Consider the following 19,784-nt stretch of genomic DNA (forward strand, 5'->3'; position numbering starts at 1 on the left):
CCCCGTGGGCATCGCCGGCGACTGGTACAGCGAGCAGGGCTCGCACATGCACCTGGAGACCGACCCGTCCGGAGCCGTCACCGGGACCTACACCTCGGCCCTGGGCCGGGCCAGCGGCACGTACCCGCTGGTCGGCCGGTTCGACCCGCTGCGCGAGGCCGGCCGGGGCACCGCGATCGGCTGGACCGTCGCCTGGCGCAACGACGACGCCGACGCGGGCTCCGTCACCTCCTGGAGCGGCGAGTACCGGGCCGACGAGCAGGAGCGGATCAGCGCCGGCTGGCTGCTCACCCGCTCCGCGGACGCCCCCGACAGCTGGGAGTCCACCATGGTCGGCCAGGACACCTTCACCCGCCGCTAGGCCGAGTGCCCCGCCGGCTCCGAGTGTTCCGCGTGCTCCTCCGCGGCGTCCGGGTGCTCCTCGGTGCTGCGGGAGTCGGTCAGGGTGAGCGCGCCGCCGGCCGTGACCAGTCCGACGATCACCGCGAGCACGGCGTAGGTGATCCGCTCCCCGTGGAAGAACGAGGTCACCAGGCCGCCGTCCCAGGTACCGGCGGGCAACTGGGTGGTGACCAGGGCGGCGATCAGGGTGCCGACCACGGCCGTGCCGACGCTGCTGCCGACCTCCTGCGCGGTGTCGTTGAGGGCGGTGCCGATCGAGGTGCGGTTGCTCGGCATCGCCTCCACCAGGGCGATCGCGCAGATCGTCATCACGGTGCGCAGCCCGATGGTCATCACGACCATGCAGAGCGCGATCGCGAGGTACCCGTGCGAGACGCCCCAGGCGAGGCCGGCCAGCGCGCCGGACAGGCAGGCCGCGCCGACCAGGCAGGCGACCCGGTGGCCGAAGCGCTTCGCGAGCCCCTCGGAGAGCGGCGTCGCGGCGAGCATGGTGACGATGATCGGGAGGTTCGCCAGGCCCGCCCGGACCGGGCTCCAGCCGTAGGCGTACTGGAAGTGCAGGATCAGGCCGAACATCACGGCGGCCATCGCGATGGCCGTGCCGATCTGTGCGATCGCGGCGCCGCGGACCGTGCCGTCGGAGAAGAACCTCAGGTCCAGCATGGGCGAGGGGGTGCGCCGCTCGTGCCACACGAACGCGATGCCCGCGGCGACGGCGCCGAGCACCGAGGAGACCGTGGGGACGGAGAGCCAGCCGTGGTCGATCCCGCTGGTGAGCGAGTAGCAGGCGAGGCCGATGGCGGCGACGCTCAGCACGGCGCCCGGCAGGTCGAGCCGGTCGCGGGTGAGGTCCTCGGGCCGGTCGGCCGACACGCCGAGGCGCACGCCGATCGCCGCGATCAGCGCGACCGGGGCGTTGACCAGCAGCAGCCACTGCCAGCTCACGTGGGCCAGGGCGGTGCCGCCCAGCAGCGGGCCGAGGACGAAGCCGGACATGCCGACGACGATCATCACGGTCATCGCCCGCATCCGCAGCGCCTGGTCGTCGAAGAGGCGGAAGACCAGCGAGTTGGTGATGGGCGCCATCGCCGCGGCGGCGATGCCGAGACCGGCCCGCAGGGCGATCAGCTGCCCGGCGCCGGTGACCGCGACGACGCACAGGCTCAGCAGGCCGAACACGGCGAGGCCGATCAGCAGCACGCGCCGGCGGCCGAACCGGTCGGCGATCGATCCGGCGGTCAGCAGCAGGCCGCCGAAGGTCAGCGAGTACGCGCCAGTGACCCACTGCAGCGCGGTGGTGCCGCTGCCGAGGTCCCGGCCGATGGTGGGGAGCGCGATCGACAGCAGCGTGTTGTCGACCATCTCCACGAAGAAGGCCAGGCAGAGCGCGGCCAGCGGGATCCATGCCGCGCGGAGCGACGGGTAGGTGCGCGGTGCCGCAGGTGCGGCGGCAGTAGCGGTGACGGTGCCGGTCATGGCGGCCTCCTCTCGGGACGGGAGCACAGCGGATTATCGAACTGCGTTCTACACTAGAACCAGGTTCGATAATTCTGCAAATGTGATTGGATGTAGGCCATGACACGTCCGCGATCGCGACCCGCCGACCGTCCGTCCCGGGAACGCCGGCGTGCCTCGCACTCCATGGAGACCGTCCTCACCGCCGCCGTGGCCCTGCTGGACGAGTCGGGCGAACCGGCCCTCACCCTCCGGGCCCTCGCGAGCCGGCTCGGCACCGGCGTCGGCAGCATCTACTGGTACGTCTCCGGCCGGGACGACCTGCTCGACCGCGCCGTCGACCACGTGCTCGGCGGGGTGCTGACCGAGATCGAGCGGCGGACCGGCGACGGCGACCCGATCGACAACCTGCGCACCATGGCCGTCACCCTCTTCGACGCGGTCGTGGACCGCCCCTGGCTCGGCTCGCGCTTCATGCACAACATCGACACCCCGGGCAACTCCCTGCGGATCTACGAGGTGCTCGGGCAGCAGCTCCTCCGGCTCCCGCTCACCCCGCTGCAGCGCTTCCACGCCGTGACGGCCATCGCCGGCGTCCTCGTCAGCAGCGCCGTCGGCCTCGGCCAGGGGGAGCCTCCCGAGGCCGTGCTCGACGGCATGGTCGAGCGTGACGAGTTCCTCGGCCGCTTCGCCGACACCTGGCGCTCGCTCGACGCCACGGAGTACCCCTTCCTCCACGACATCGTCGACGCCTTCGACGGCCACGACGACAAGCAGCAGTTCCTCGCCGCCCTCGACCTCACCCTGACCGGCCTCCGCCACCTCACCGAGACCCCGCCCGGCGCGAACCCCGGCTCCCGGACCTAGGCCGTCTCCGGCCGCTCACGGGGATCAGCGGGCGGCTCCCCGGACGGTGGGGCACCTCCCGGCCGGAGGCCAGGGGCGTACCTGCTCCGGCACCGCCCGCCCGGCGCGATCCGCAAGGGGCCGCCTACGCCTTGAGCACGCGCCACTCCCGGGTGCCCAGGTCGGCGGGGGTGCCGTCGAGGATGTGGGCGGTGCGGGTGGCCGGGTCGAGGCCGACGGTGGCGAGGCTGGCCCAGCGGCGGCCGAGCGACTGGGCCGGGTCGGGCAGGCAGGTGACCGGCGGTTCGCCGGGCCCGGTGACGAGGAGGGCGGCCAGGTCGTCGAGGCCGGCGGGGGCCGCCGTGCGGGCGAGGCGGGCTCGGACGAAGTCGCGGCGCTCGCCGGAGTCCGGCTGGTAGAGCCAGATCTTCTCGCCCTGCGCCGGTCGCGGGGTGAGGAAGTGGTTGGTGCGCAGCAGCGTCCCCGTCCCGTCCTCGGGCCGGACCGGGAACACCCCGACCGGGCTGAGGTCGAGCAGCGCCGCGTCCCGCTCGTCGAAGAGCGCGAACGACCCGGACGAGCCGAGCGGCGCGCCCCGCACGAGTTCGACGGCCTCGGCGACGCTGCCCGCCTCCTCCAGGACGATCGCGGCGAGCACGTGCACCGGCACCCCGCCGATGCCGTCGCGTTCGTGGCCGAGGATGTTGAAGTGCAGGGCGAGTCCGGCGCTGTTGATGCCGATCTTGCCGAGGATGCCGTCCTCGGTGAGGCCGACGAAGCCGTGCCGGCCGCCGCGGACGGTGACGGTGTGCCACATCGCGGCGAGTTCGACGTGCCAGTCCCAGGTCTGGACGCCGAGCGGACCGGCCGCCGGTCCGGCGCCGCGGCGTACGACCGTGGTGCACTCGCCGGGCGGGACGGCGGCGCTGCGGGCGAGGATCTCGGTCCGCGCGTTGAGCGCGGCGACCCGCCAGTGTTCGACGCCGGCGCCGTCGGCGATGCCCTCGATCTCGGCGCGGGCCCCGGCCCGGTGGGCGCCGACCGCGTCCAGGGCCCGCTCGGCGTCGTCCCGGACCTGGCCGGCGGTGAGGCCGCCGAGGGCGAAGAGCCGGTCGTAGACCTCGATGGCGGCGGGCAGCGCGGTGCGCAGCTGCTCGCCGCGCGCGCGTCCGCGGCGGTACGGGTCGGCGTCGTCCACGACGAGGTGGCGTCGCTGCTCGGGGCGGGGGATCAGGGTCACGGCGGTCACGGCGGTCCTCACTTGCTGGTCGGGTGGAGCTGCACCGCGCCGCCGACGACGGTGGCGAGGACGGCGTTGGCGGGCTGTGCTTCGGGGGCGAGGCCGAGCGGGTCGGCCTGGAAGACGGTCAGGTCGGCGAGGTGGCCGACGGCGACGCGCCCGAGTTCGTGGGCCGTGCCGGCGGCGTGGGCGGCGGCCGCGGTCATGCCCGTGTACGCCTCGTCCGCGGTGATCGCCTGGCCCGGCTGGACGGGCGCGGTGCGGGGTTCCTCGACGGGGCGGCGCAGCTGGCAGTCGGCGAGGCCGGTCCGCGGGTCGCCGGGGCCGATCGGCCAGTCGGAGCCGAGGGCGACGACGGCGTGGTGGTCGAGCAGGTCGCGGGTGCGCCAGCCGTGGGCGACGCGCTCGGGGCCGATCCGCCGCGACCAGTTGTCGGTGCCGTCGGCGCGGGTCTGCCGGGTGCCGTGCGCGGGCTGCAGGCTGGCGACGACGCCGAGCTGCGCGAACCGGGGCAGCAGGTCGTCGGGGACGGACTCCAGGTGCTCGATGCGGTGCGGCGCCCGCTCGACGGGGCCGACCTCGGCGATCACGTCGAGGGCGTGCCGGACGGCCCGGTCGCCGATCGCGTGGGTGGCGGTGGGGATGCCGAGTCCGGTGAAGTAGCGCATCGCGGCCCGGTAGGCGTCGAGGTCCCGCCAGAGCGGTTCGCGGTTCTCGCCGTGGATGTCGGGGTGGTCGAACCAGGCGGTGCCGTTGTCGGCCGTCCCGTCGAGCATGAACTTCACGCCCTCGACGTGCCAGCGCCGCCCGCCCAGGCCCTGCTGGCCGGCGATCCGCCGCCACTCCTCGGGCGGCGAGTCGGCCGGTACCAGCGGGGAGCAGCGGACCCGCAGCGGGAGTTCGCCGTGCCGCTCGATGTGCCGGTAGACGTCCTCGGACGGGTCGGCGAAGTCGAGGGCGTGCACGCCGGTGAGGCCGCTGCGGGCCATCCGGTGGAGCTGCTCGCGGACGTAGCCGGCCGCGGTCTCCACGGGGATCTCGGGGTAGTGGGCGAACACCAGGTCCATCGCCTGGAGTTCGACCACGTACCCGGTGGGCCGGCCGTCCGGGCCGACTTCGACGCTGGAGGCGTCGGTGAAGGTCTCCCGGCCGGTCAGTCCGGCGAGCTCGACCGCCCGCGGGCTGACCACCAGGGCGTGGGCGTCCTTGGTCATCAGCGCGATCGGGCGTCCGGGGAAGCGCCGGCCGAGTGCCGCGCCGGTCGGCTCGCCGTCGAAGGCGTTCACGTCGAGGTCGTACCCGGTGGTCCACTCGTCGGCCCCGGCCCGCTCGACCGCCGCGGCGAGGGTGTCGAGCACCCGGTCGAGGGTGGTGGCGGCGGCGAGGTCGACGCCGCTGCCGGTGGAGATGGAGCCCCACACGGGGTGGGTGTGGACGTCGACGAGGCCCGGCAGGACCGTCGCGCCGGGGAAGGTGTGGACGGCGGTGTCGGGGCCGCGCAGGGCGGCGAGGTCGGCGGCGTCCCCGACGGCGGTGATCCGGCCGCCGGTGATCGCGACGGCGTTGGCGGCCGCCGCCGGACCGGTCGGTGTCCCGTCGGGGTTCCGGACGCTGCGGGCGAGCACGAGGGTGTCGGCGTGCACAGGTGTTCCTTCGCGGTGGTGCGGTGTGCAGTGGTGAAGGGCTAGGCGCGCGGAATGGTGCGCAGGGCGCGGGCGGTGGCCCCGTAGACGGCGGCGGCGACGGCCATGCCGGCCGGGATGGCGAGGTCGACCCCGCCGAGGGCGTCGGCCGCCGGGCCGGTCCAGAAGCTGGTGTTCGCCCACATCAGGGCGGTGACCCCGCCGAGGAGCAGTGCCAGCACGCCGGGCAGGTGGACGCCGCGGTGGTACCAGTACGGGCCGCCGCGCTGCTCGGCGAGCAGGTCCTCGCCGCGGTAGCGGTTGCGGCGCATCAGCAGGTCGGTGACGGCGACCGCCATGGCGGGGCCGGTGACCACCACGACCAACTGCAGCATGGTGTTGACGCTGGTCAGGAAGTCGAAGACGAGGATCGCCCAGAGCGTCATCGCGGTGCCGAGGACGCCGATGATCAGGACGGCGGGGATGCGGGCGAGGCGGACGCCGACCGACTGGATGGCGAGGCCGGCGCTGTAGGCGGTCATGCCGTTGTTGGTCATGGTGTTGACGACCACGGCGATCACGAAGACCGGGACGAACCAGCCGGGCAGGATGCTCTCCAGCGCGCTCTCGGGGTCGCTCATGTCCAGCCGGGTGGCGGCGAGCGCGCCGACGGCGGTGAAGACGGTGCTCGGCAGGTAAGCGCCGAACGCGGTCCAGCCGGCGACGGCGACCGGGCTGCTGTCGCGGGGCAGGTAGCGGGCCAGGTCGGGGCTGTTGCTGTAGGAGAGCGGCGTGGAGGCGATGATCGCGAAGCCCGCGCCGAGGGCCGCGGCCAGCGCGCCGCCGTGCAGCGGCTCGGCGGGGGCGTACGAGAAGTCCGCATGGTGCAGGACGTAGCCGGTGACCACGGTGAAGACGACGGTGAGCAGCACGCTCAGCGCCGAGTACAGGCGGACGATGAGGCCGTACCCGAAGATCGCGATCAGCAGGGTGCCGGCCGCGACGGCGCAGATCACCGCGGCGGAGACGGCGGTGCCGTGGGGCGCCCCGAGGCGGTCGGCGAGGCCGATGCCGGCGACCGAGGCGGCGGACCAGTTGAGGGCGAGGTAGGCCGCGGCGATCAGCCAGCCGGTGAGCACCAGGACGGCCTTGTTGCCGAGCACGCCGTACATCGCCCGGGAGATCACCGATCCGCTGGTGCCCGCGGCCGGGCCGCTGACCGCGAGGACGCCGGTGCAGATCCACAGCAGGTTGCCCACCAGGATCACGGCGAGGGCCTGCGCCAGGGTCAGGCCCATCAGGATCAGCGAGCCGCCGACCACGAAGCTCAGGTAGCTGACGTTCGGCGCCGCCCACACCGCGAACAGCTGCCGGGGGCGGCCGCCGCGTTCCTCCTCGGGGACCAGGTCGATGCCCCGGGTCTCGACGTGCCCGGCGTGCTCCGTGCCGGAACCTTCGGGGTGGCCCACGGCGGAGGGGTTTGTTGTCGTCATGGGAGACCTCTCGGCGCCGACGTCCGGCGCACTATTGGGCAAGCGCCCAATCCGTTATTGGTTGCACATCCAATATCGTGTTCCGCATGACGTCAAGCCCCCGGCCGACCCGGACCCGCAAGCAGCCCGGCGAGCGCACCGCCGAGATCGTGCAGACCTCGGCGCGGATCGCGCTGGCCGAGGGGCTGGAACGCATCACGCTCCGCCGGGTCGCCGACGAGCTGGGCGTCCGCCCCGGGCTGATCGGCCACTACTTCCCGGCCGCGGACGACCTGGTGGTCGCCGCGTTCGTGCACGCCGCGACCGGGGAACGCGACGCGCTGCTGCCGCCCGCCGAGGCCGAGCTGCCCCCGGCCGTGCTGCTGGCCCGCTTCCTCACCCGGCTCACCGACGGCCCCTACCAGGACCTCAGCCGGCTGTGGCTGAACGCCCGGCACCTGAGCCGGTTCAAGCCGGGGCTGCGGGCCGCCGTCCGCACCCAGGAGACCGTCACCCGGGACGCCCTCACCGCCCTGATCGCCGACGGCGCCCGGACCGGCGCCTTCACCACCGACGACCCGCTCGCGGCCGCCCTGCACGTCCTGGTCGCGGTCGACGGCCTCGGCGCCTACGCCAACGACGACCAGCCCTTCGAGCACCCGGCCCTCGGCGACCTCGCCCTGACCACCGCCGAACGGGTCCTCGGCCTCGCCCCCGGCAGCCTGCGCGCCCTGGCGTCCGACCCCGGCGGTAGCCCCACGCGGTGACCGGAACGACCGCACCGACCCGCGCCGAGGCCCCTCGGCGGATCGCCATCGACCACCCGGAGCCTCGTGCCCGCGCTGCCGGCCCCGGCGAGCGGCCGGAGGCCCTCAAGGACGACCCGACCTTCCGGGCTGCACCCCGCCCCACGCCCCCGCCCGGGTCGCCGGGACGGTCCGCCGCCGCGGCCGGTCGGCCACGCCCTCGCGGCTACCTCGTCGACTCCGCCTCCGGCTTCGGCTCCTTCTTCGACCTCTTCGGCGTCTTCGACCAGCGATGGAAGACCCTCCGCAGCTCCCACGCGATGCCGACGGCCGCCGCGATCACCAGCGCCGTGCCCCACCGGCTGCCGACCAGGTCGATCCCCGCCGTGATCACCGCCAGGAAGGCGATCGCCGGCAGGATCGCCGCAATCAGCGTCCGCACCACCAGCGCCACCGCGCCGGGCCGCCAGTACGCCTTCCCCTGCCCCTGCCCGCGGGTCTCGGGGTGTCCGTAGTACGCCTGTGCCCGGTGCCCCATCGACTGGGTGGCCTGCAGGGTGAAGTACCCCATCGCGGGGATCCACACCATCGGCAGCACGAACCCGATCAGCAGCAGGATGCCGATGCCCACCCACCCGAAGGCCCGCCGTACCCGGCCCTTGCCGGGGTCGTCCGCGCCGAGCAGCCCCAGCAGGTAGGCCATCCGCCGGATCAGCCCCATCGACACCTTCGGCTGCTCCCCCTCCGCGTCCTCCGGCTCCTCCTTCGGCAGGGTGATGCCGACCAGGCCGGCCCTGGCCGCGTCCTCGTCGGGGTAGACGCCCTGCAGCACCAGCAGCTCCGCCGCCCGCGCCTCGTCCTCGGGGTCGGCGCCGGAGAGCGCGGCCAGCTCCAGCACCATCCGCAGCTGCGCCAGCAGCGAGGCGCAGAACGCCACCGGCACCAGCACGATGAACGGCCCGCCGATCAGCGAGCCCTCGGCGACGGTGACCCGGATGCCCCGCTTCATCACCTCGGCGACGTCCCGGTCCTTGACCTCGGCCTTGGCCAGCGGCCCCTCCGCCCGGACGGCGAGCAGCGCGAGGTACTCGGGGAGGTGCTTGGGGTCGTGCGCCGCGGCCCGCAGGGCCAGGCCGGCGTTCCGCCAGCGCCCCTCCCGCTCCGCCACCTCGCCTGCTGCCATGTCCCCAACCTAGCCACCGCGGGCGTTCGCGCCCACACGACGGCGCCGGGGTCCGGCCGCCCGTGTCACCGAGCAGCCGGACCCCGCCCCGTCCCCGCGGTGGCCCTACGGGGAGAGCTTGCCCGTCGCGGTGATCTCCGCGACGCTGGTCCACGGCCCGCGGTTGCCGGCCTCGGTCAGCGCCCGCAGCCGCAGGTAGCGCCCGCTCTTCGCGGTGAACGTGACCTTCTTCGCCGCGGCGGTGTCCGCGAAGGTGCCGGTGGCGACCGGCGTCCCCCAGCTCGTGGTGGAGTCGGAGACGTACACCTCGTACTGGCCGATCCGGCCGTTCACGCCGCCGTCCTGCCGGGGCAGGTAGGTCGTGCTGTCGACGTCGTAGCGCGCGCCGAGGTCGATCTGGATCTCGTGCGGCAGCGCGGCGGCGCCGTTGTACCACTTGGTGTGCCAGATGGTGCCGCTGTTGCCGTCGAAGGCGTTGGTGGCGGCGCCGTTCTCGCCCACGGTCTCCTGGCTGTCGGCGGAGACCAGCTTCCAGGCGCTCTGCGCGATCGGGCCGCTCGCCTGCGGGATCGCGGTGCCGGCCGGCACGGTGACCCCGTTCAGGGTGACCGTGAACGCGCCGGACTGGCTGCCGGCCTTCACCCACACCACGCCGCCGCGGTCGGCCGCGTCGAAGTACCAGCCGGTGCTTGCCGCGTCGTACGCCGCCTTGCCGCTCAGCGCGGGCAGCGTGCTGCCGCCGACCCGCACCGCGCTCGGCGCGGCGGCGCTGTGCACACTGAACTCGTAGCCGCGCGCGGCCGGCTTGCCGGTGTAGCTGCCGGTGCTGGCACCGACCGTCACCACCACGTCGCCGCTGCCGGCGGCCGGCGCGGTGACGTCCACCTGCTGCCGGGCGGACGAGCCGGTCTGGTAGGCCCGGGTGAGGCCGTCGTCCTCGTACAGGCTGAACGAGGAGTTGCCGCGCGCGTACACGTCGTACGTGAGCGTGGAGACCGGCTTCTCGCCGGTGTAGTTCATCTGCGGCCACATCGGCACGATCGCGCCGGCCTTGACGAACAGCGGCAGGGTGTCGAGCGGCGCGGCGTACCCGTTCAGCCAGCCCGGACCGGTGTAGACCCGGCCGGTCCAGTAGTCGGTCCAGTTACCGGCCGGCAGGTAGATGCCGTCCTTCACCGCCGTGTCGCTGACCACCGGCGCGACGAGGAAGGAGTCGCCGGACATGAACTGACCGCTCGTCAGGTTACCGCGCGCCACCGGGTCGTTGGGGTACTCCAGCACCATCGCCCGGGTGGCGGGCACGCCGGTGTCGGTGGCGACCCTGCTCATGGTGTACATGTACGGCATCAGCCGCATCTTCAGCTGCAGGTACTTGCGGTTGATCGACAGGTACGGGTCGGCGAACCGCCACGGCTGCTTGTCGTTGTAGCCGGCCTGCGGGTTGGTGGCGCCCCACCCGGACATCGTCATGAACGCCGGGGTGAAGGCCTTCCACTGCAGGTCGCGGACGTAGGTCTTCGGGCTGCCGTCGTAGATGCCGTCGATGTCGCCGGAGGCGTAGTTGAGGCCCGACAGGCCCGCGCCGGCGATCGACGGGACGTGCCAGCGCATCGCGTCCCAGGTCCCGTGGGTGTCACCGGTCCAGACGACGGCGTTGCGCTGGGTGCCGGCCCAGCCGTCCACGGTCCAGACGAAGCGGCGCGCGTCCGAGTTGTTCTCGATGCCGTCGACGGCCTGCTGGACGCCGGTGAAGGCGGTCTTGTAGCCGCCGCCGATCCACGCCACGTCGGTCTTCACCGCGCGCGAACCGGCGGTCCCCACCTCCCAGTTGATGCTCGACAGGCCGGTCGAGGTCCACAGGCCGGTGTTGAAGCCCTTCGCCTTCAGCCCGCTCACCGCGCTCGGCAGGTCGGTGTACCCGCAGCCGTAGCCGTCGTTGGGCAGGAACCAGCCGGAGGGCATGTCCGCCGCCCGGGCGTCGGTGGCGTAGCCGACCACGTCCGGCGTGGTCTGGTGGCGCAGCCGGTTGTGGTCGCCGCTGTAGCTGGGGTTGGAGGCGTTGAAGCAGTCCGCGTTGCCCAACTCCAGGCCCCAGACCGGGGCGAGGAACGGCTTGCCGCTGACGTCGGTGTAGCCGTTCAGCACATCCTTGAGCGAGTTCCCGGCGAAGTACCAGGCATCGAAACGGCTCTCGTTGTGCGTCAGCGCCGTGGGGGCACCGAAGTTGTACGAGCCGGCGGCCCAGGTGTTGCGCATCACGCCGTAGCCGTTGGTGGACATGTAGAACGGCGCCGGGCTGGCGTTGGTGCCCTCGGTCCACTGGTTGGAGACGGCGACCGGCACGGTCTTGTCGCGCAGCGCCCACTCGCCGAGGTGCAGGCCGGTGCCGTAGAACTGCTCGTCCGTGCCGCGCGCCAGGTACTGGGTGGTCTGCTGGTTGGTCCAACTGGTGGGCTGGGACTCGGCCCAGACCAGGGTGGTGTCGTCGGCCCGGTAGAGCGCGAAGGTCAGCGGCGCCTTGTTGATCCGCAGGCTGATCGCGGAGGTGCCGATCCGCCAGTACGTGCCGGCGTCGGTCAGGGTGGCGCCGACGGTGCCGAACGAGGTCCTGGTCGCCAGGTCGGAGCCGGCCGGGTCGTTGGTGAAGGTGCCGTCCGGCGAGAGCCAGATCCGGAAGATGTCGGCCCGGGCCATGGTGATCCGGGCGGTGGGCTTGCCGGTGGTGGCGACCGTGAAGGTGTCGCCGGTGCGGGTGACGCCGGTGACGTTGCCGGCCGTGGTGGCGCCGGCGGTCGGGACCGGGCCGAGGACGGCGAAGACGGCCGCCACCATCAGGACGGCCAGACTCGTGGCGGTGTGGCGGAAACCGGGGCTGCCGGGTCGCGGCAGGACGGATCGCATGCGGGGGTTCCTCCTCGGAGGGCTGCGGATTCCGATGGGCAGTCAGCTTGAGCGGTACACATCGCACCAGCGCGCGATCCTGCCGTCAAGTGCTCGATCAAGCACAGTTTCAAGCACTTTCGCGCAGACTGAGCAGCGCTCGTGCGCGAATCGCCGAGCCTCCCCAAACCCGTGTGCGAAATAGCTGGCAGACGTTCGCCTGCGCGAAAGGTCCCCTTGGCTGGCCGCACGCCCGCTGCGGCAACAACGTTGGCATGCGAGTCGCCATCGTCACCGAGTCCTTCCCGCCCGAGGTCAACGGCGTGGCCCACAGCGTGCTGCGGGCCGCCGAACACCTCGTCCGCCGGGGTCACCAGCCACTGGTGATCACCCCGGCCCCGGCCCGGGGCGCCCACTGCCCGCCGCACTCCTTCGGGCCCGACCAGACCCCGCTGCCCGTGGTGCGGATCCCGTCCGTACCGATGCCCCGCTACCCGCAGGTGCGGATCGCCCTGCCCAGCCGGACGCTGGCCGCCGCGATCACCGAGCACCGGCCGGACGTCGTCCACCTCGCCAGCCCGTTCATCCTCGGCGCCCGGGCCGCACGGATCACCGAGCGGCTCGGCCTGCCCACCGTCGCGGTCTACCAGACCGACCTCGCGGGCTACGCCCAGGCGTACCGGTTCGGCAGCAGCGTCGGCTCGGCCATCGCCTGGCAGCGGATCCGCTCGGTGCACCGCTCCGCCGCCCGCACCCTCGCCCCGTCCACCCCCGCCGCCCAGGACCTCACCGCGCACGGCGTCCCCAACGTCCGGCTGTGGGCCCGCGGCGTCGACTCCGCCCGCTTCCACCCCTCCGGCCGCGACGAGGCCCTGCGCCGCAGCCTCGCCCCCGGAGGCGAGGTCCTGGTCGGCTACGTCGGCCGGCTCGCCCCCGAGAAGCGCGTCGACCTGCTCGCCGAGGCCTCCCGCCTCCCCGGCGTCCGGGTCGTGGTGATCGGCGACGGCCCGAGCGCCCCCGCCCTGCGCTCCGCGATGCCCGGCGCGCTCTTCCTCGGCCGCCGCACCGGCGAGGAACTCGCCCGGCTGTACGCCTCGCTGGACGTCTTCGTGCACACCGGCCCGCTGGAGACCTTCTGCCAGACCATCCAGGAGGCGATGGCCAGCGGCCTGCCCGTGGTCGCCCCCGCCGTCGGCGGCCCGCTCGACCTGGTCGGCCACCACCGCACCGGCCTGCTGGTCGCACCCCGCGACGCCGCCGCCGTGGCCCACGCCGTCGCCACCCTCGCCGCCGACCCCGAGCTGCGCGCCGAGTACGGCGCCGCCGGCCGCGCCGACGTCACCGACCGCACCTGGGAGGCCGTCGGCGACCAGCTGATCCAGCACTACCACGACGTCCTCGCCGCGGCCGGCGCCCCCGTCACCACCGTCACCACCGCCGCCGTCCCCGCGATCCCCGCCCCGCGGACCGCCACGTCCGCCCCCGCGCCGCTCACCGACACCGCCCCCGCTGCCGCCCCCGCCGCCGCCCTCCCCTCGCCCACCTCGCTCGCCGAGGAGCAGCCGGCGTGAGCAGACCGCTGCGCATCGTCCGGGTGGCGAACTTCGTCACCCCCGTCTCGGGCGGCCTCCGCACCGCCCTGCGCCACCTCGGCGCCGGCTACCTGGCCGCCGGCCACCAGCCGACCCTGATCGTCCCCGGCCCCGAGCACCGCGACGAGTGGACCGAACAGGGCCGGGTGATCACCCTGCCCGGCCGCCGCGTCCCCGCGAGCGGCGGCTACCGGGTGCTCACCGACCGCCGCCGGGTCTCCCGCGTCCTCGCCGACCTGCTGCCCGACCGGCTGGAGGTCTCCGACCGCACCACCCTGCGCTGGACCGGGCACTGGGCCCGGGAGCGGGGCGTCCGCGCGATGATGGTCTCCCACGAGTCCGCGACCGGCGTCCTGGGCGCCAACGGCCTGCCCCCGCTGCTCGCCCGCCGGATCGCCGACCGCCTCAACACCCGCACGGCCGCCGCGTACGACACCGTGCTGTGCACCACCGACTGGGCCGCCGAGGAGTTCCGCCGGATCGCCACGACCAACCTGGTGCACGCCCCGCTCGGCGTCGACCTGGACGTGATGCACCCCGACCGGTACGACCCGGAGCTGCGCGCCCGCCTCGCCGAACCGGGCCAGGTGCTCCTGGTCATGTGCTCCCGCCTCTCCGGCGAGAAGAAGCCCGAACGCGCCCTGGAGGCCCTCGCCGAACTGCGCCGCCGCTACCGGATCCCGGCCGTCCTCGCCGTCGCCGGCACCGGCCCGCTGCGCCGCCGCCTGGAGCACCGGGCCCAGCAACTACGGCTCCCGGTACGGTTCCTGGGCCACCTCGCCGACCGCTCCGAGGTCGCCGCGCTGCTCGCCACCGCGGACGCGGTGATCGCGCCCGGCCCGGTGGAGACCTTCGGCCTGGCCGCGCTGGAGACCCTGGCCTGCGGTACGCCGGTGGCGGTCAGCCGCTCCTCCGCGCTGCCGCAGGTGATCGGCGGCGGCGGCCTGGCCGCGTCCGACGACGGGCCCGGATTCGCCCGCGCGGTACGGGAGTTGCTGAAGCGGCCGGAGACCGATCGGCGCACCGCCGCCCGGGCCCGCGCCGAGACGTTCAGCTGGGCGGCGGCCACCGCCGCCTTCCTCGCCGCGCACGACGCCCCGCCCCGCCGCACCACCACGCCCGCACCCGCACCCGCGCCAGCACCCGGGCCCACCACGCCCGCACCCGGACCCACCGCGCCCCGCCCCGCCATTCCCGCCCCCGCCGTCGGGGAGCAGCGATGACGGCGGTCCGCTTCGCGGCCCTCGGCGACTCGCTCACCGAGGGGATCGGCGACCCGGTCCCCTCGGGTTGGCGCGGCTGGGCGACCATGCTCGCCCCGACGCTCTCCCCCGGGCCGGTGGAGTTCCGCAACCTCGCCACCAGCGGCGCGCTCAGCCGCGACCTGCTGGTCGGCCAGGTGCCCGCCGCGCTCGCCCTGCGCCCGGCCGTCGCCGCCGTGCTGATCGGCGGCAACGACACCCTGCGCGCCTCCTTCGACCTCGACCTGACGGCCCGCCACCTCGACGCCGCGCTCTCCTCGCTCACCGCCGCCGGGGCCGTGGTGCTGACCGGGTGCCTGCCCGACCCGGGGCGGCTGCTCGGCCTGCCCGCGCTGCTCGCCCGGCCGCTGGCCCGCCGGATGCGCGCCGTCAACGCCGTGGTGCACGAGCTCTCCACTCGCCACGGGGCGGTCCACCTGCACCTCGCCGACCTCCCCTGGCACCGCGAGCGCGCCCTGCTCAGCGTGGACCGCCTGCACCCCAGCGCAACCGGCCACCGGCTGATCGCCGCCGAGTTCCACGCCCTGCTCGCCGCCGCCGGCCACCCGGTCGGGCCGCCGGTCGGCCCGGTCACCACCACCGCGCCCGGCGCGGCCGCCGACCTCTGGTGGATGGCCACCCAGGGCACCCGCTGGGTCGCCGCCCGCTCCACCGACCTGCTGCCCGGCCTGCTCGCCCTCGCCGCCGGCGAGGCCCGTCACCTGCTGCGGGGCACCGCCGCCCGCCTCGACGCCACCGCCGACCGGCGCACCGCGGCCGCCCTCGGCCGCCTGCCCCGCCCGGCGCCGGCCGCCTCCGACCGGCCCGACACCCCGGTCGCCTCGGCCTGAGGGGCCGGGCCGGGACGTGCTCGAGGGCCCCCCGGACCGTCGTCGCCGACGGACCCGGGAGACCCCCTCCGCGCACCGGCGACGCGGGCACCGGCCCCGCGACACCGGCCCCGCGACACCGGCCCCGCGACACCGGCCCCGCGACACCGGCTCCGCGACACCGGCTCCGTGGCTACGGCCGCAGCTGCGGCTCGCGCCTCAGGTCGACCTGGTCGAGCACAGCGTCCGGCGCGGCCAGTGGCTGTGCCGTCGGCGTCGCACCACCCGTGAGGGAGGGCGCGGAGGCCGGGGCGACCCCGGCCCACTGCTGGATCCTCGCGGTGGCCAGCACCCGCTCGCCGTCGACGAGTCCGGCGACCCTCGCCCCGTGGTTGGCGCCCGGCGCGATCATCACGTAGCTGTCGTGCGCCCCGTGGCCGAGGCGGAACGGCTCGGCACCCCACGGGTCGTTCTGCCCGTAGACGAAGAGCATCCGGTCCGCGTTGTTCCGCACCCAGGTGTCCACGTCCCGCATGGCCGCGGGCTGGAAGGTCATCGGGATGTCGCGGGGCACGAAGTTGCGCGGCGGCTGGTAGCCGTAGCGGCTCAGGCCGGCCAGGTGCGGCTGCTCGATGTCCGGCGAGCCGAGCTGCGTGCCCGCCTGGTAGTAGTACGGCGTGAAGGCCTCCACACCCTGGTCGGTGTAGGCGGAGAACCCGGAGATCGCGTCGACCGTGTCCCAGATCTCCTGGTCGCTCGCGGTGGCGGCGGCGGGGATCGCCGCGCAGTCGGCGAGCAGGCTGTACTGCCAGAAGGCCCACACGTAGTCGAGCACGACGGCTTCGTAGGCCTTGTCGAGGCTGCCGACGGTGCCGAAGGTCCAGCCGTTCCCGGCGGCGGCCGCCGCGTACTTCGCCTCCAGCGGCTCGCGGCGCACGAGCGCCTCGCGCTGCACGGCGTTCAGGCGGTCGCGGCACTCCTTGGTGCCGACCGCGGCGAAGAACCGGTCGTAGGCCGAGTCCTCCTTGTTCACCACGTCGTTGGGTGCCACGTAGGCGACGACGCCGTCCATGTCGCGCGGGAAGAAGCGCTCGTAGTACGTCGCCGTCATGCCACCCTTGCTGCCGCCGGTGGCGAGCCAGTTCTTGGCGTAGATCCGCTTCAGGGCCGTGAAGAGGCGGTGCTGGTCGGCCGCGGCCTGCCAGATCGTCAGGTCGTCCCAGTGGGCCGGGTCGGGCCGCGAGGGCGTGAAGAAGCGGTACTCCAGCGACACCTGGTTGCCGTCGACGATCGTCGTCGGCTCACTGCGGCGGGGGCTGGTGTTGACGTTGTAGCCGGAGGTGAAGAACACCGTCGGACGCGACACGTCCTTGTGCAGCAGGGTCAGGCGCTGCTGGAAGGTGCCCCTCCACGGCTGCCGGTGGTCGACCGGCTGCTCGAAAGTCAGTACGAAGAAGCGGTAGCCGGGGTACGGCTTCTCCTCGATCAGACTCATCCCGGGAATGCCGAGGATCCGGTCCTTGATGTCCACCGCGGCGGCCGACTCCGCGGCGGTGGCCGCTTGTGCCGTGAAGCCGGCCGCGCCCACGGTGCCGATCAGCACCACGAGCGACAGCAGCCATCCGAGCGTCCTGCGCATACACCCTCCTCTGGGTCCACTTCGGTCGCGGTGAACCTAACGGGGTCAACACGCCGCTGAACACCCCCGGTTGGACCGGTTCCGGGTCTTCGGACCGGCCGGGGGCGGCCGATCCGGCACCGCACCCACCCTGACGTGCACACGACCTAAAATTCCGCCGACGGCGAACATCCTGCGTTCCGACGGACCGTCACCAGACGTCCCCGTCCCGCCAGTCGCACACCATCAGCGCCCCGCCCGCGGTGTCCAGCGCCACCGCCCCCGGACGGACCAGGATCCAGCCGTCCTCGTCCGCGGTCCGCACCACCCCGCCGGGGGTGAGCGCCGAGGTCGGCCCGGTCCACGGCAGCCAGCCGCGCTGCCGGTAGAACGGCATCCCGTCCTCGCTCGCCCCGAGCGCGCCCAGGTCGTACGCCGTGTCGATCACCCGCTCGACCTCGGCCATCAGCACCCCGGCGTACCCGCGCCGCCGCCGGTCCGCCCGCACTCCCAGGCCCTCGACGTAACCGGCGCGCAGCGCCCGGCCGTTGTACGCGACGTGCCGCTGCACCAGCGCGGCGTGGCCGACCAGTTCCCCGTTTTCCCGGCCGAGCACGTGCAGCCCGCCGAGGCAGTGGTCCCAGTCCTCGGGCGTCAGCTCGCCCTCGAACACGTCCTCCATCAGCTGCCGCGCCTCGGCCAGGTCGTCCGGTGCCAGGTCGGCCGTGTGCACGGACCTCACCACAAGACTCATGCCGTCCATCCTCGCCCCTCGCCGCCGACGCCGTAGGCTGATTGGTGCCCGTACCATTTCCACCACCGGGAGCGTCACCGTGCACGTCGGATTCGTCGGACTCGGCGCCATGGGCCGCGGCATGGCCCGTCAGTTGCTGGCCGCCGGCCACACCCTGACCGTCTGGAACCGCTCGCCCGAGCCCGTCGAGGCCCTGGTCGCGGAGGGCGCCGGGCGCGCCGACTCCCCCACCGACGCCTTCGCCTGCGACGCCGTGGTCTCGATGCTCGCCGACGACCGGGCCGTGGCGGACCTGCTGCTCCACGACGAGCTGCTCGCCGCCGCGACGGCCGCGGTCCACGTCAACATGGCGACCGTCTCCCCCGACCTGGCCCGCCGCGCCGCCGAGCTCCACGCCCGGCACGGGGTCGGCTACCTGGCCGCGCCGGTCCTCGGCCGCAGCGACGTCGCCGCCACCGGCCGGCTGAACATCCTCGCCGCCGGCGCCGAGGCGGATCTCGCCCTGGCCGCACCGCTGTTCGAGGCGATGGGTCAGCGCACCTGGCACCTCGGCGAGCGCCCGGAGGCGGCGAACGTCGCCAAGATCTGCACCAACTTCATGCTGGCCTCCGCCATCGAGGCCTTCTCCGAGGCGACCGCCCTCGCCGAGGCGAACGACATCCCCGCCGCCGCCCTCCTCGACGTGGTCACCAACACGGTCTTCCCCGGCCCGGTGTACTCCGGCTACGGCGCCCTGATCGCCGAACGCCGCTACGAGCCCGCCGGGTTCCGGCTCGCCCTCGGCCTGAAGGACGTCACCCTCGCCCTGGACACGGCCGCCGCCTCCGACGTCGCCCTCCCCTTCGCCGAGGTCCTCGGCGACGCCCTCCGGCAGGCGATCGCCGACGGCCGCGGCGGCCACGACCTGGCCGCCCTCGCCGAGACCTCCCGCGCCCGCAAGGCCTGACCCCGAACGGCCGGATCCGGCCCCGCACGACGGAGGATCACTCCGGGTCGCCCGGCGGATTCCACCTCCCCGGCCAGGGGTTCGACATGCCCCCACCCCGAGTGGCACCTCCCGGCGGTCACCGGAACTCCCCGTGCCGCCCCTCCCCCGCCGCGAACCGGCGCGCCCCCGCCACGGTCTCCGCCCCCAGCGCGTACGCGCCGTGCCGCCACTCGTTGGCCATCGCCTCGGGCTCGGTCATTCCGTCCTGCTCGCGCACCGAGAGCCGGTCGTGCCGCAGGCAGACCTGCGGGAACGCGGCCAGCTGCGCGGCCAGTTCGCGGGCCGCCGCGAGCTCCTCGCCGGCCGGCACCAGGCGGTTGACCAGTCCGATCCGCTCGGCCTCGGCGGCGTCGACGGGCCGCCCGGTGAGCACCAGGTCCATCGCCCGGCTCTCCCCGATGAGCCTCGGCAGTCGTACCGTTCCGCCGTCGATCAGCGGGACGCCCCAGCGCCGGCAGAACACCCCGAACACGGCGTCCTCGCCCGCCACCCGAAGGTCGCACCAGAGCGCCAACTCCAGGCCGCCGGCCACCGCGTGGCCGGCGATCGCGGCGATGACGGGCTTGCCGAGCCGCATCCGGGTCGGGCCCATCGGCCCGGGGCCGTCCGCCGCCAGCCGGTTGCCCGTCTCCGTCCCCACCGCCTTCAGGTCGGCGCCCGCGCAGAAGGTCCCGCCGTCCCCCCAGAGCACCGCAACCGCGGCGCTCGCGTCGGCGTCGAACTCCTCGAACGCCGCGACCAGGGCCGCCGCGGTCGGCCCGTCGACCGCGTTCCGCGCCTGCGGCCGGTCCAGTACCACGGTCCACACCGGGCCGTCCTTCTCCACCCGCACCATCGGCAACCACCCTCTCCGAGTCGATCCCCCCGCCCCCCCATTATCGTCCCCTTGACGAGAACCGCCAAGACCGCTTATCG

General features: G+C 74.3%; 16 protein-coding genes. 7 read left to right on the forward strand and 9 right to left on the reverse strand.

What is annotated here, in order from left to right; all coding sequences use genetic code 11:
• The first annotated feature begins 4 nt into the window (after positions 1-4).
• Entirely contained in the window at positions 5-361 is a 357-nt protein-coding gene (locus ACGFX4_RS23815; protein ID WP_393077844.1) for an avidin/streptavidin family protein, read from the forward strand.
• Here ACGFX4_RS23815 and ACGFX4_RS23820 read toward each other — a convergent pair.
• Positions 358-1,878, reverse strand: a complete 1,521-nt coding sequence (locus ACGFX4_RS23820) for an MFS transporter (RefSeq protein ID WP_393077846.1) — start codon at positions 1,876-1,878, stop codon at positions 358-360. The two genes, ACGFX4_RS23815 and ACGFX4_RS23820, sit on opposite strands and share 4 nt — an antisense overlap.
• 165 nt (positions 1,879-2,043) lie before the next feature.
• On the opposite strand from ACGFX4_RS23820, the gene ACGFX4_RS23825 reads away from it, so the two are divergent.
• The gene (locus tag ACGFX4_RS23825; RefSeq protein WP_393078048.1) at positions 2,044-2,724 is read left to right on the forward strand and encodes a TetR/AcrR family transcriptional regulator; all 681 of its coding nucleotides are present in this window, start codon (positions 2,044-2,046) and stop codon (positions 2,722-2,724) included.
• A gap of 124 nt (positions 2,725-2,848) precedes the next feature.
• Here the strand turns inward: ACGFX4_RS23825 and ACGFX4_RS23830 are convergent, their stop codons facing one another.
• The 3 genes from ACGFX4_RS23830 to ACGFX4_RS23840 are packed head-to-tail and all read right to left on the reverse strand — an operon-like array spanning position 2,849 to position 7,058.
• Positions 2,849-3,952 carry a C45 family autoproteolytic acyltransferase/hydolase gene (locus ACGFX4_RS23830; RefSeq protein WP_393077849.1) on the reverse strand — a complete coding sequence of 368 codons (1,104 nt, stop codon included), beginning with the start codon at positions 3,950-3,952 and terminating at the stop codon, positions 2,849-2,851.
• Positions 3,953-3,960: 8 nt separating this feature from the next.
• Positions 3,961-5,586 (reverse strand): amidohydrolase, encoded by a 1,626-nt coding sequence (locus tag ACGFX4_RS23835; RefSeq protein WP_393077851.1) that lies wholly within the window; start codon positions 5,584-5,586, stop codon positions 3,961-3,963.
• Positions 5,587-5,627: 41 nt separating this feature from the next.
• On the reverse strand, positions 5,628-7,058 hold the full coding sequence (locus ACGFX4_RS23840) for a purine-cytosine permease family protein (RefSeq protein ID WP_393077854.1): 1,431 nt from the start codon (positions 7,056-7,058) through the stop codon (positions 5,628-5,630).
• Between the two features lie 86 nt (positions 7,059-7,144).
• Between ACGFX4_RS23840 and ACGFX4_RS23845 the strand changes: the two genes are divergently transcribed.
• Positions 7,145-7,804 (forward strand): TetR/AcrR family transcriptional regulator, encoded by a 660-nt coding sequence (locus ACGFX4_RS23845; RefSeq protein WP_393077856.1) that lies wholly within the window; start codon positions 7,145-7,147, stop codon positions 7,802-7,804.
• A gap of 205 nt (positions 7,805-8,009) precedes the next feature.
• On the opposite strand, the gene ACGFX4_RS23850 is transcribed toward ACGFX4_RS23845, so the two are convergent.
• Together ACGFX4_RS23850 and ACGFX4_RS23855 are read right to left on the reverse strand one after the other, a co-directional pair.
• Positions 8,010-8,966: a hypothetical protein gene (locus tag ACGFX4_RS23850; RefSeq protein WP_393077859.1), complete on the reverse strand. Its 957-nt coding sequence runs from the start codon at positions 8,964-8,966 to the stop codon at positions 8,010-8,012.
• A gap of 105 nt (positions 8,967-9,071) precedes the next feature.
• Entirely contained in the window at positions 9,072-11,867 is a 2,796-nt protein-coding gene (locus tag ACGFX4_RS23855) for a TIM-barrel domain-containing protein (protein WP_393077861.1), read from the reverse strand.
• Between the two features lie 254 nt (positions 11,868-12,121).
• Here ACGFX4_RS23855 and ACGFX4_RS23860 point away from each other — a divergent pair, with 254 nt between their 5' ends.
• The 3 genes from ACGFX4_RS23860 to ACGFX4_RS23870 are packed head-to-tail and all read left to right on the forward strand — an operon-like array spanning position 12,122 to position 15,530.
• Positions 12,122-13,417 (forward strand): glycosyltransferase family 4 protein, encoded by a 1,296-nt coding sequence (locus ACGFX4_RS23860; RefSeq protein WP_393077864.1) that lies wholly within the window; start codon positions 12,122-12,124, stop codon positions 13,415-13,417.
• Complete coding sequence (locus ACGFX4_RS23865; RefSeq protein WP_393077867.1) at positions 13,414-14,661, forward strand: glycosyltransferase; 1,248 nt, start codon at positions 13,414-13,416, stop codon at positions 14,659-14,661. The genes ACGFX4_RS23860 and ACGFX4_RS23865 overlap by 4 nt, the downstream gene beginning before the upstream one ends.
• Positions 14,658-15,530, forward strand: coding sequence for an SGNH/GDSL hydrolase family protein (locus ACGFX4_RS23870; protein ID WP_393077869.1), 873 nt, complete (start codon positions 14,658-14,660; stop codon positions 15,528-15,530). The genes ACGFX4_RS23865 and ACGFX4_RS23870 overlap by 4 nt, the downstream gene beginning before the upstream one ends.
• A 172-nt stretch (positions 15,531-15,702) precedes the next feature.
• Here ACGFX4_RS23870 and ACGFX4_RS23875 read toward each other — a convergent pair whose 3' ends face one another.
• Complete coding sequence (locus tag ACGFX4_RS23875) at positions 15,703-17,148, reverse strand: aminopeptidase (protein WP_393077871.1); 1,446 nt, start codon at positions 17,146-17,148, stop codon at positions 15,703-15,705.
• A gap of 190 nt (positions 17,149-17,338) precedes the next feature.
• Entirely contained in the window at positions 17,339-17,881 is a 543-nt protein-coding gene (locus ACGFX4_RS23880) for a GNAT family N-acetyltransferase (protein WP_393077874.1), read from the reverse strand.
• Positions 17,882-17,960: 79 nt separating this feature from the next.
• Between ACGFX4_RS23880 and ACGFX4_RS23885 the strand changes: the two genes are divergently transcribed.
• The gene (locus tag ACGFX4_RS23885; protein WP_393077877.1) at positions 17,961-18,827 is read left to right on the forward strand and encodes an NAD(P)-dependent oxidoreductase; all 867 of its coding nucleotides are present in this window, start codon (positions 17,961-17,963) and stop codon (positions 18,825-18,827) included.
• 118 nt (positions 18,828-18,945) lie between these two features.
• On the opposite strand, the gene ACGFX4_RS23890 is transcribed toward ACGFX4_RS23885, so the two are convergent.
• Positions 18,946-19,704, reverse strand: a complete 759-nt coding sequence (locus tag ACGFX4_RS23890) for a crotonase/enoyl-CoA hydratase family protein (protein WP_393077880.1) — start codon at positions 19,702-19,704, stop codon at positions 18,946-18,948.
• Positions 19,705-19,784 lie beyond the last annotated feature (80 nt).

Origin of the sequence: Kitasatospora sp. NPDC048365, assembly GCF_043200835.1 — a bacterium.
Classification (GTDB): domain Bacteria; phylum Actinomycetota; class Actinomycetes; order Streptomycetales; family Streptomycetaceae; genus Kitasatospora; species Kitasatospora terrestris.

Coding starts and splice junctions, on each gene's coding strand:
- ACGFX4_RS23820 (WP_393077846.1), bottom strand. CDS start 1,878: ATGACCGGCACCGTCACCGCTACTGCCGCCGCACCTGCGGCACCGCGC.
- ACGFX4_RS23825 (WP_393078048.1), top strand. CDS start 2,044: ATGGAGACCGTCCTCACCGCCGCCGTGGCCCTGCTGGACGAGTCGGGC.
- ACGFX4_RS23840 (WP_393077854.1), bottom strand. CDS start 7,058: ATGACGACAACAAACCCCTCCGCCGTGGGCCACCCCGAAGGTTCCGGC.
- ACGFX4_RS23845 (WP_393077856.1), top strand. CDS start 7,145: ATGACGTCAAGCCCCCGGCCGACCCGGACCCGCAAGCAGCCCGGCGAG.
- ACGFX4_RS23850 (WP_393077859.1), bottom strand. CDS start 8,966: ATGGCAGCAGGCGAGGTGGCGGAGCGGGAGGGGCGCTGGCGGAACGCC.
- ACGFX4_RS23855 (WP_393077861.1), bottom strand. CDS start 11,867: ATGCGATCCGTCCTGCCGCGACCCGGCAGCCCCGGTTTCCGCCACACC.
- ACGFX4_RS23860 (WP_393077864.1), top strand. CDS start 12,122: ATGCGAGTCGCCATCGTCACCGAGTCCTTCCCGCCCGAGGTCAACGGC.
- ACGFX4_RS23870 (WP_393077869.1), top strand. CDS start 14,658: ATGACGGCGGTCCGCTTCGCGGCCCTCGGCGACTCGCTCACCGAGGGG.
- ACGFX4_RS23875 (WP_393077871.1), bottom strand. CDS start 17,148: ATGCGCAGGACGCTCGGATGGCTGCTGTCGCTCGTGGTGCTGATCGGC.
- ACGFX4_RS23880 (WP_393077874.1), bottom strand. CDS start 17,881: ATGAGTCTTGTGGTGAGGTCCGTGCACACGGCCGACCTGGCACCGGAC.
- ACGFX4_RS23890 (WP_393077880.1), bottom strand. CDS start 19,704: ATGGTGCGGGTGGAGAAGGACGGCCCGGTGTGGACCGTGGTACTGGAC.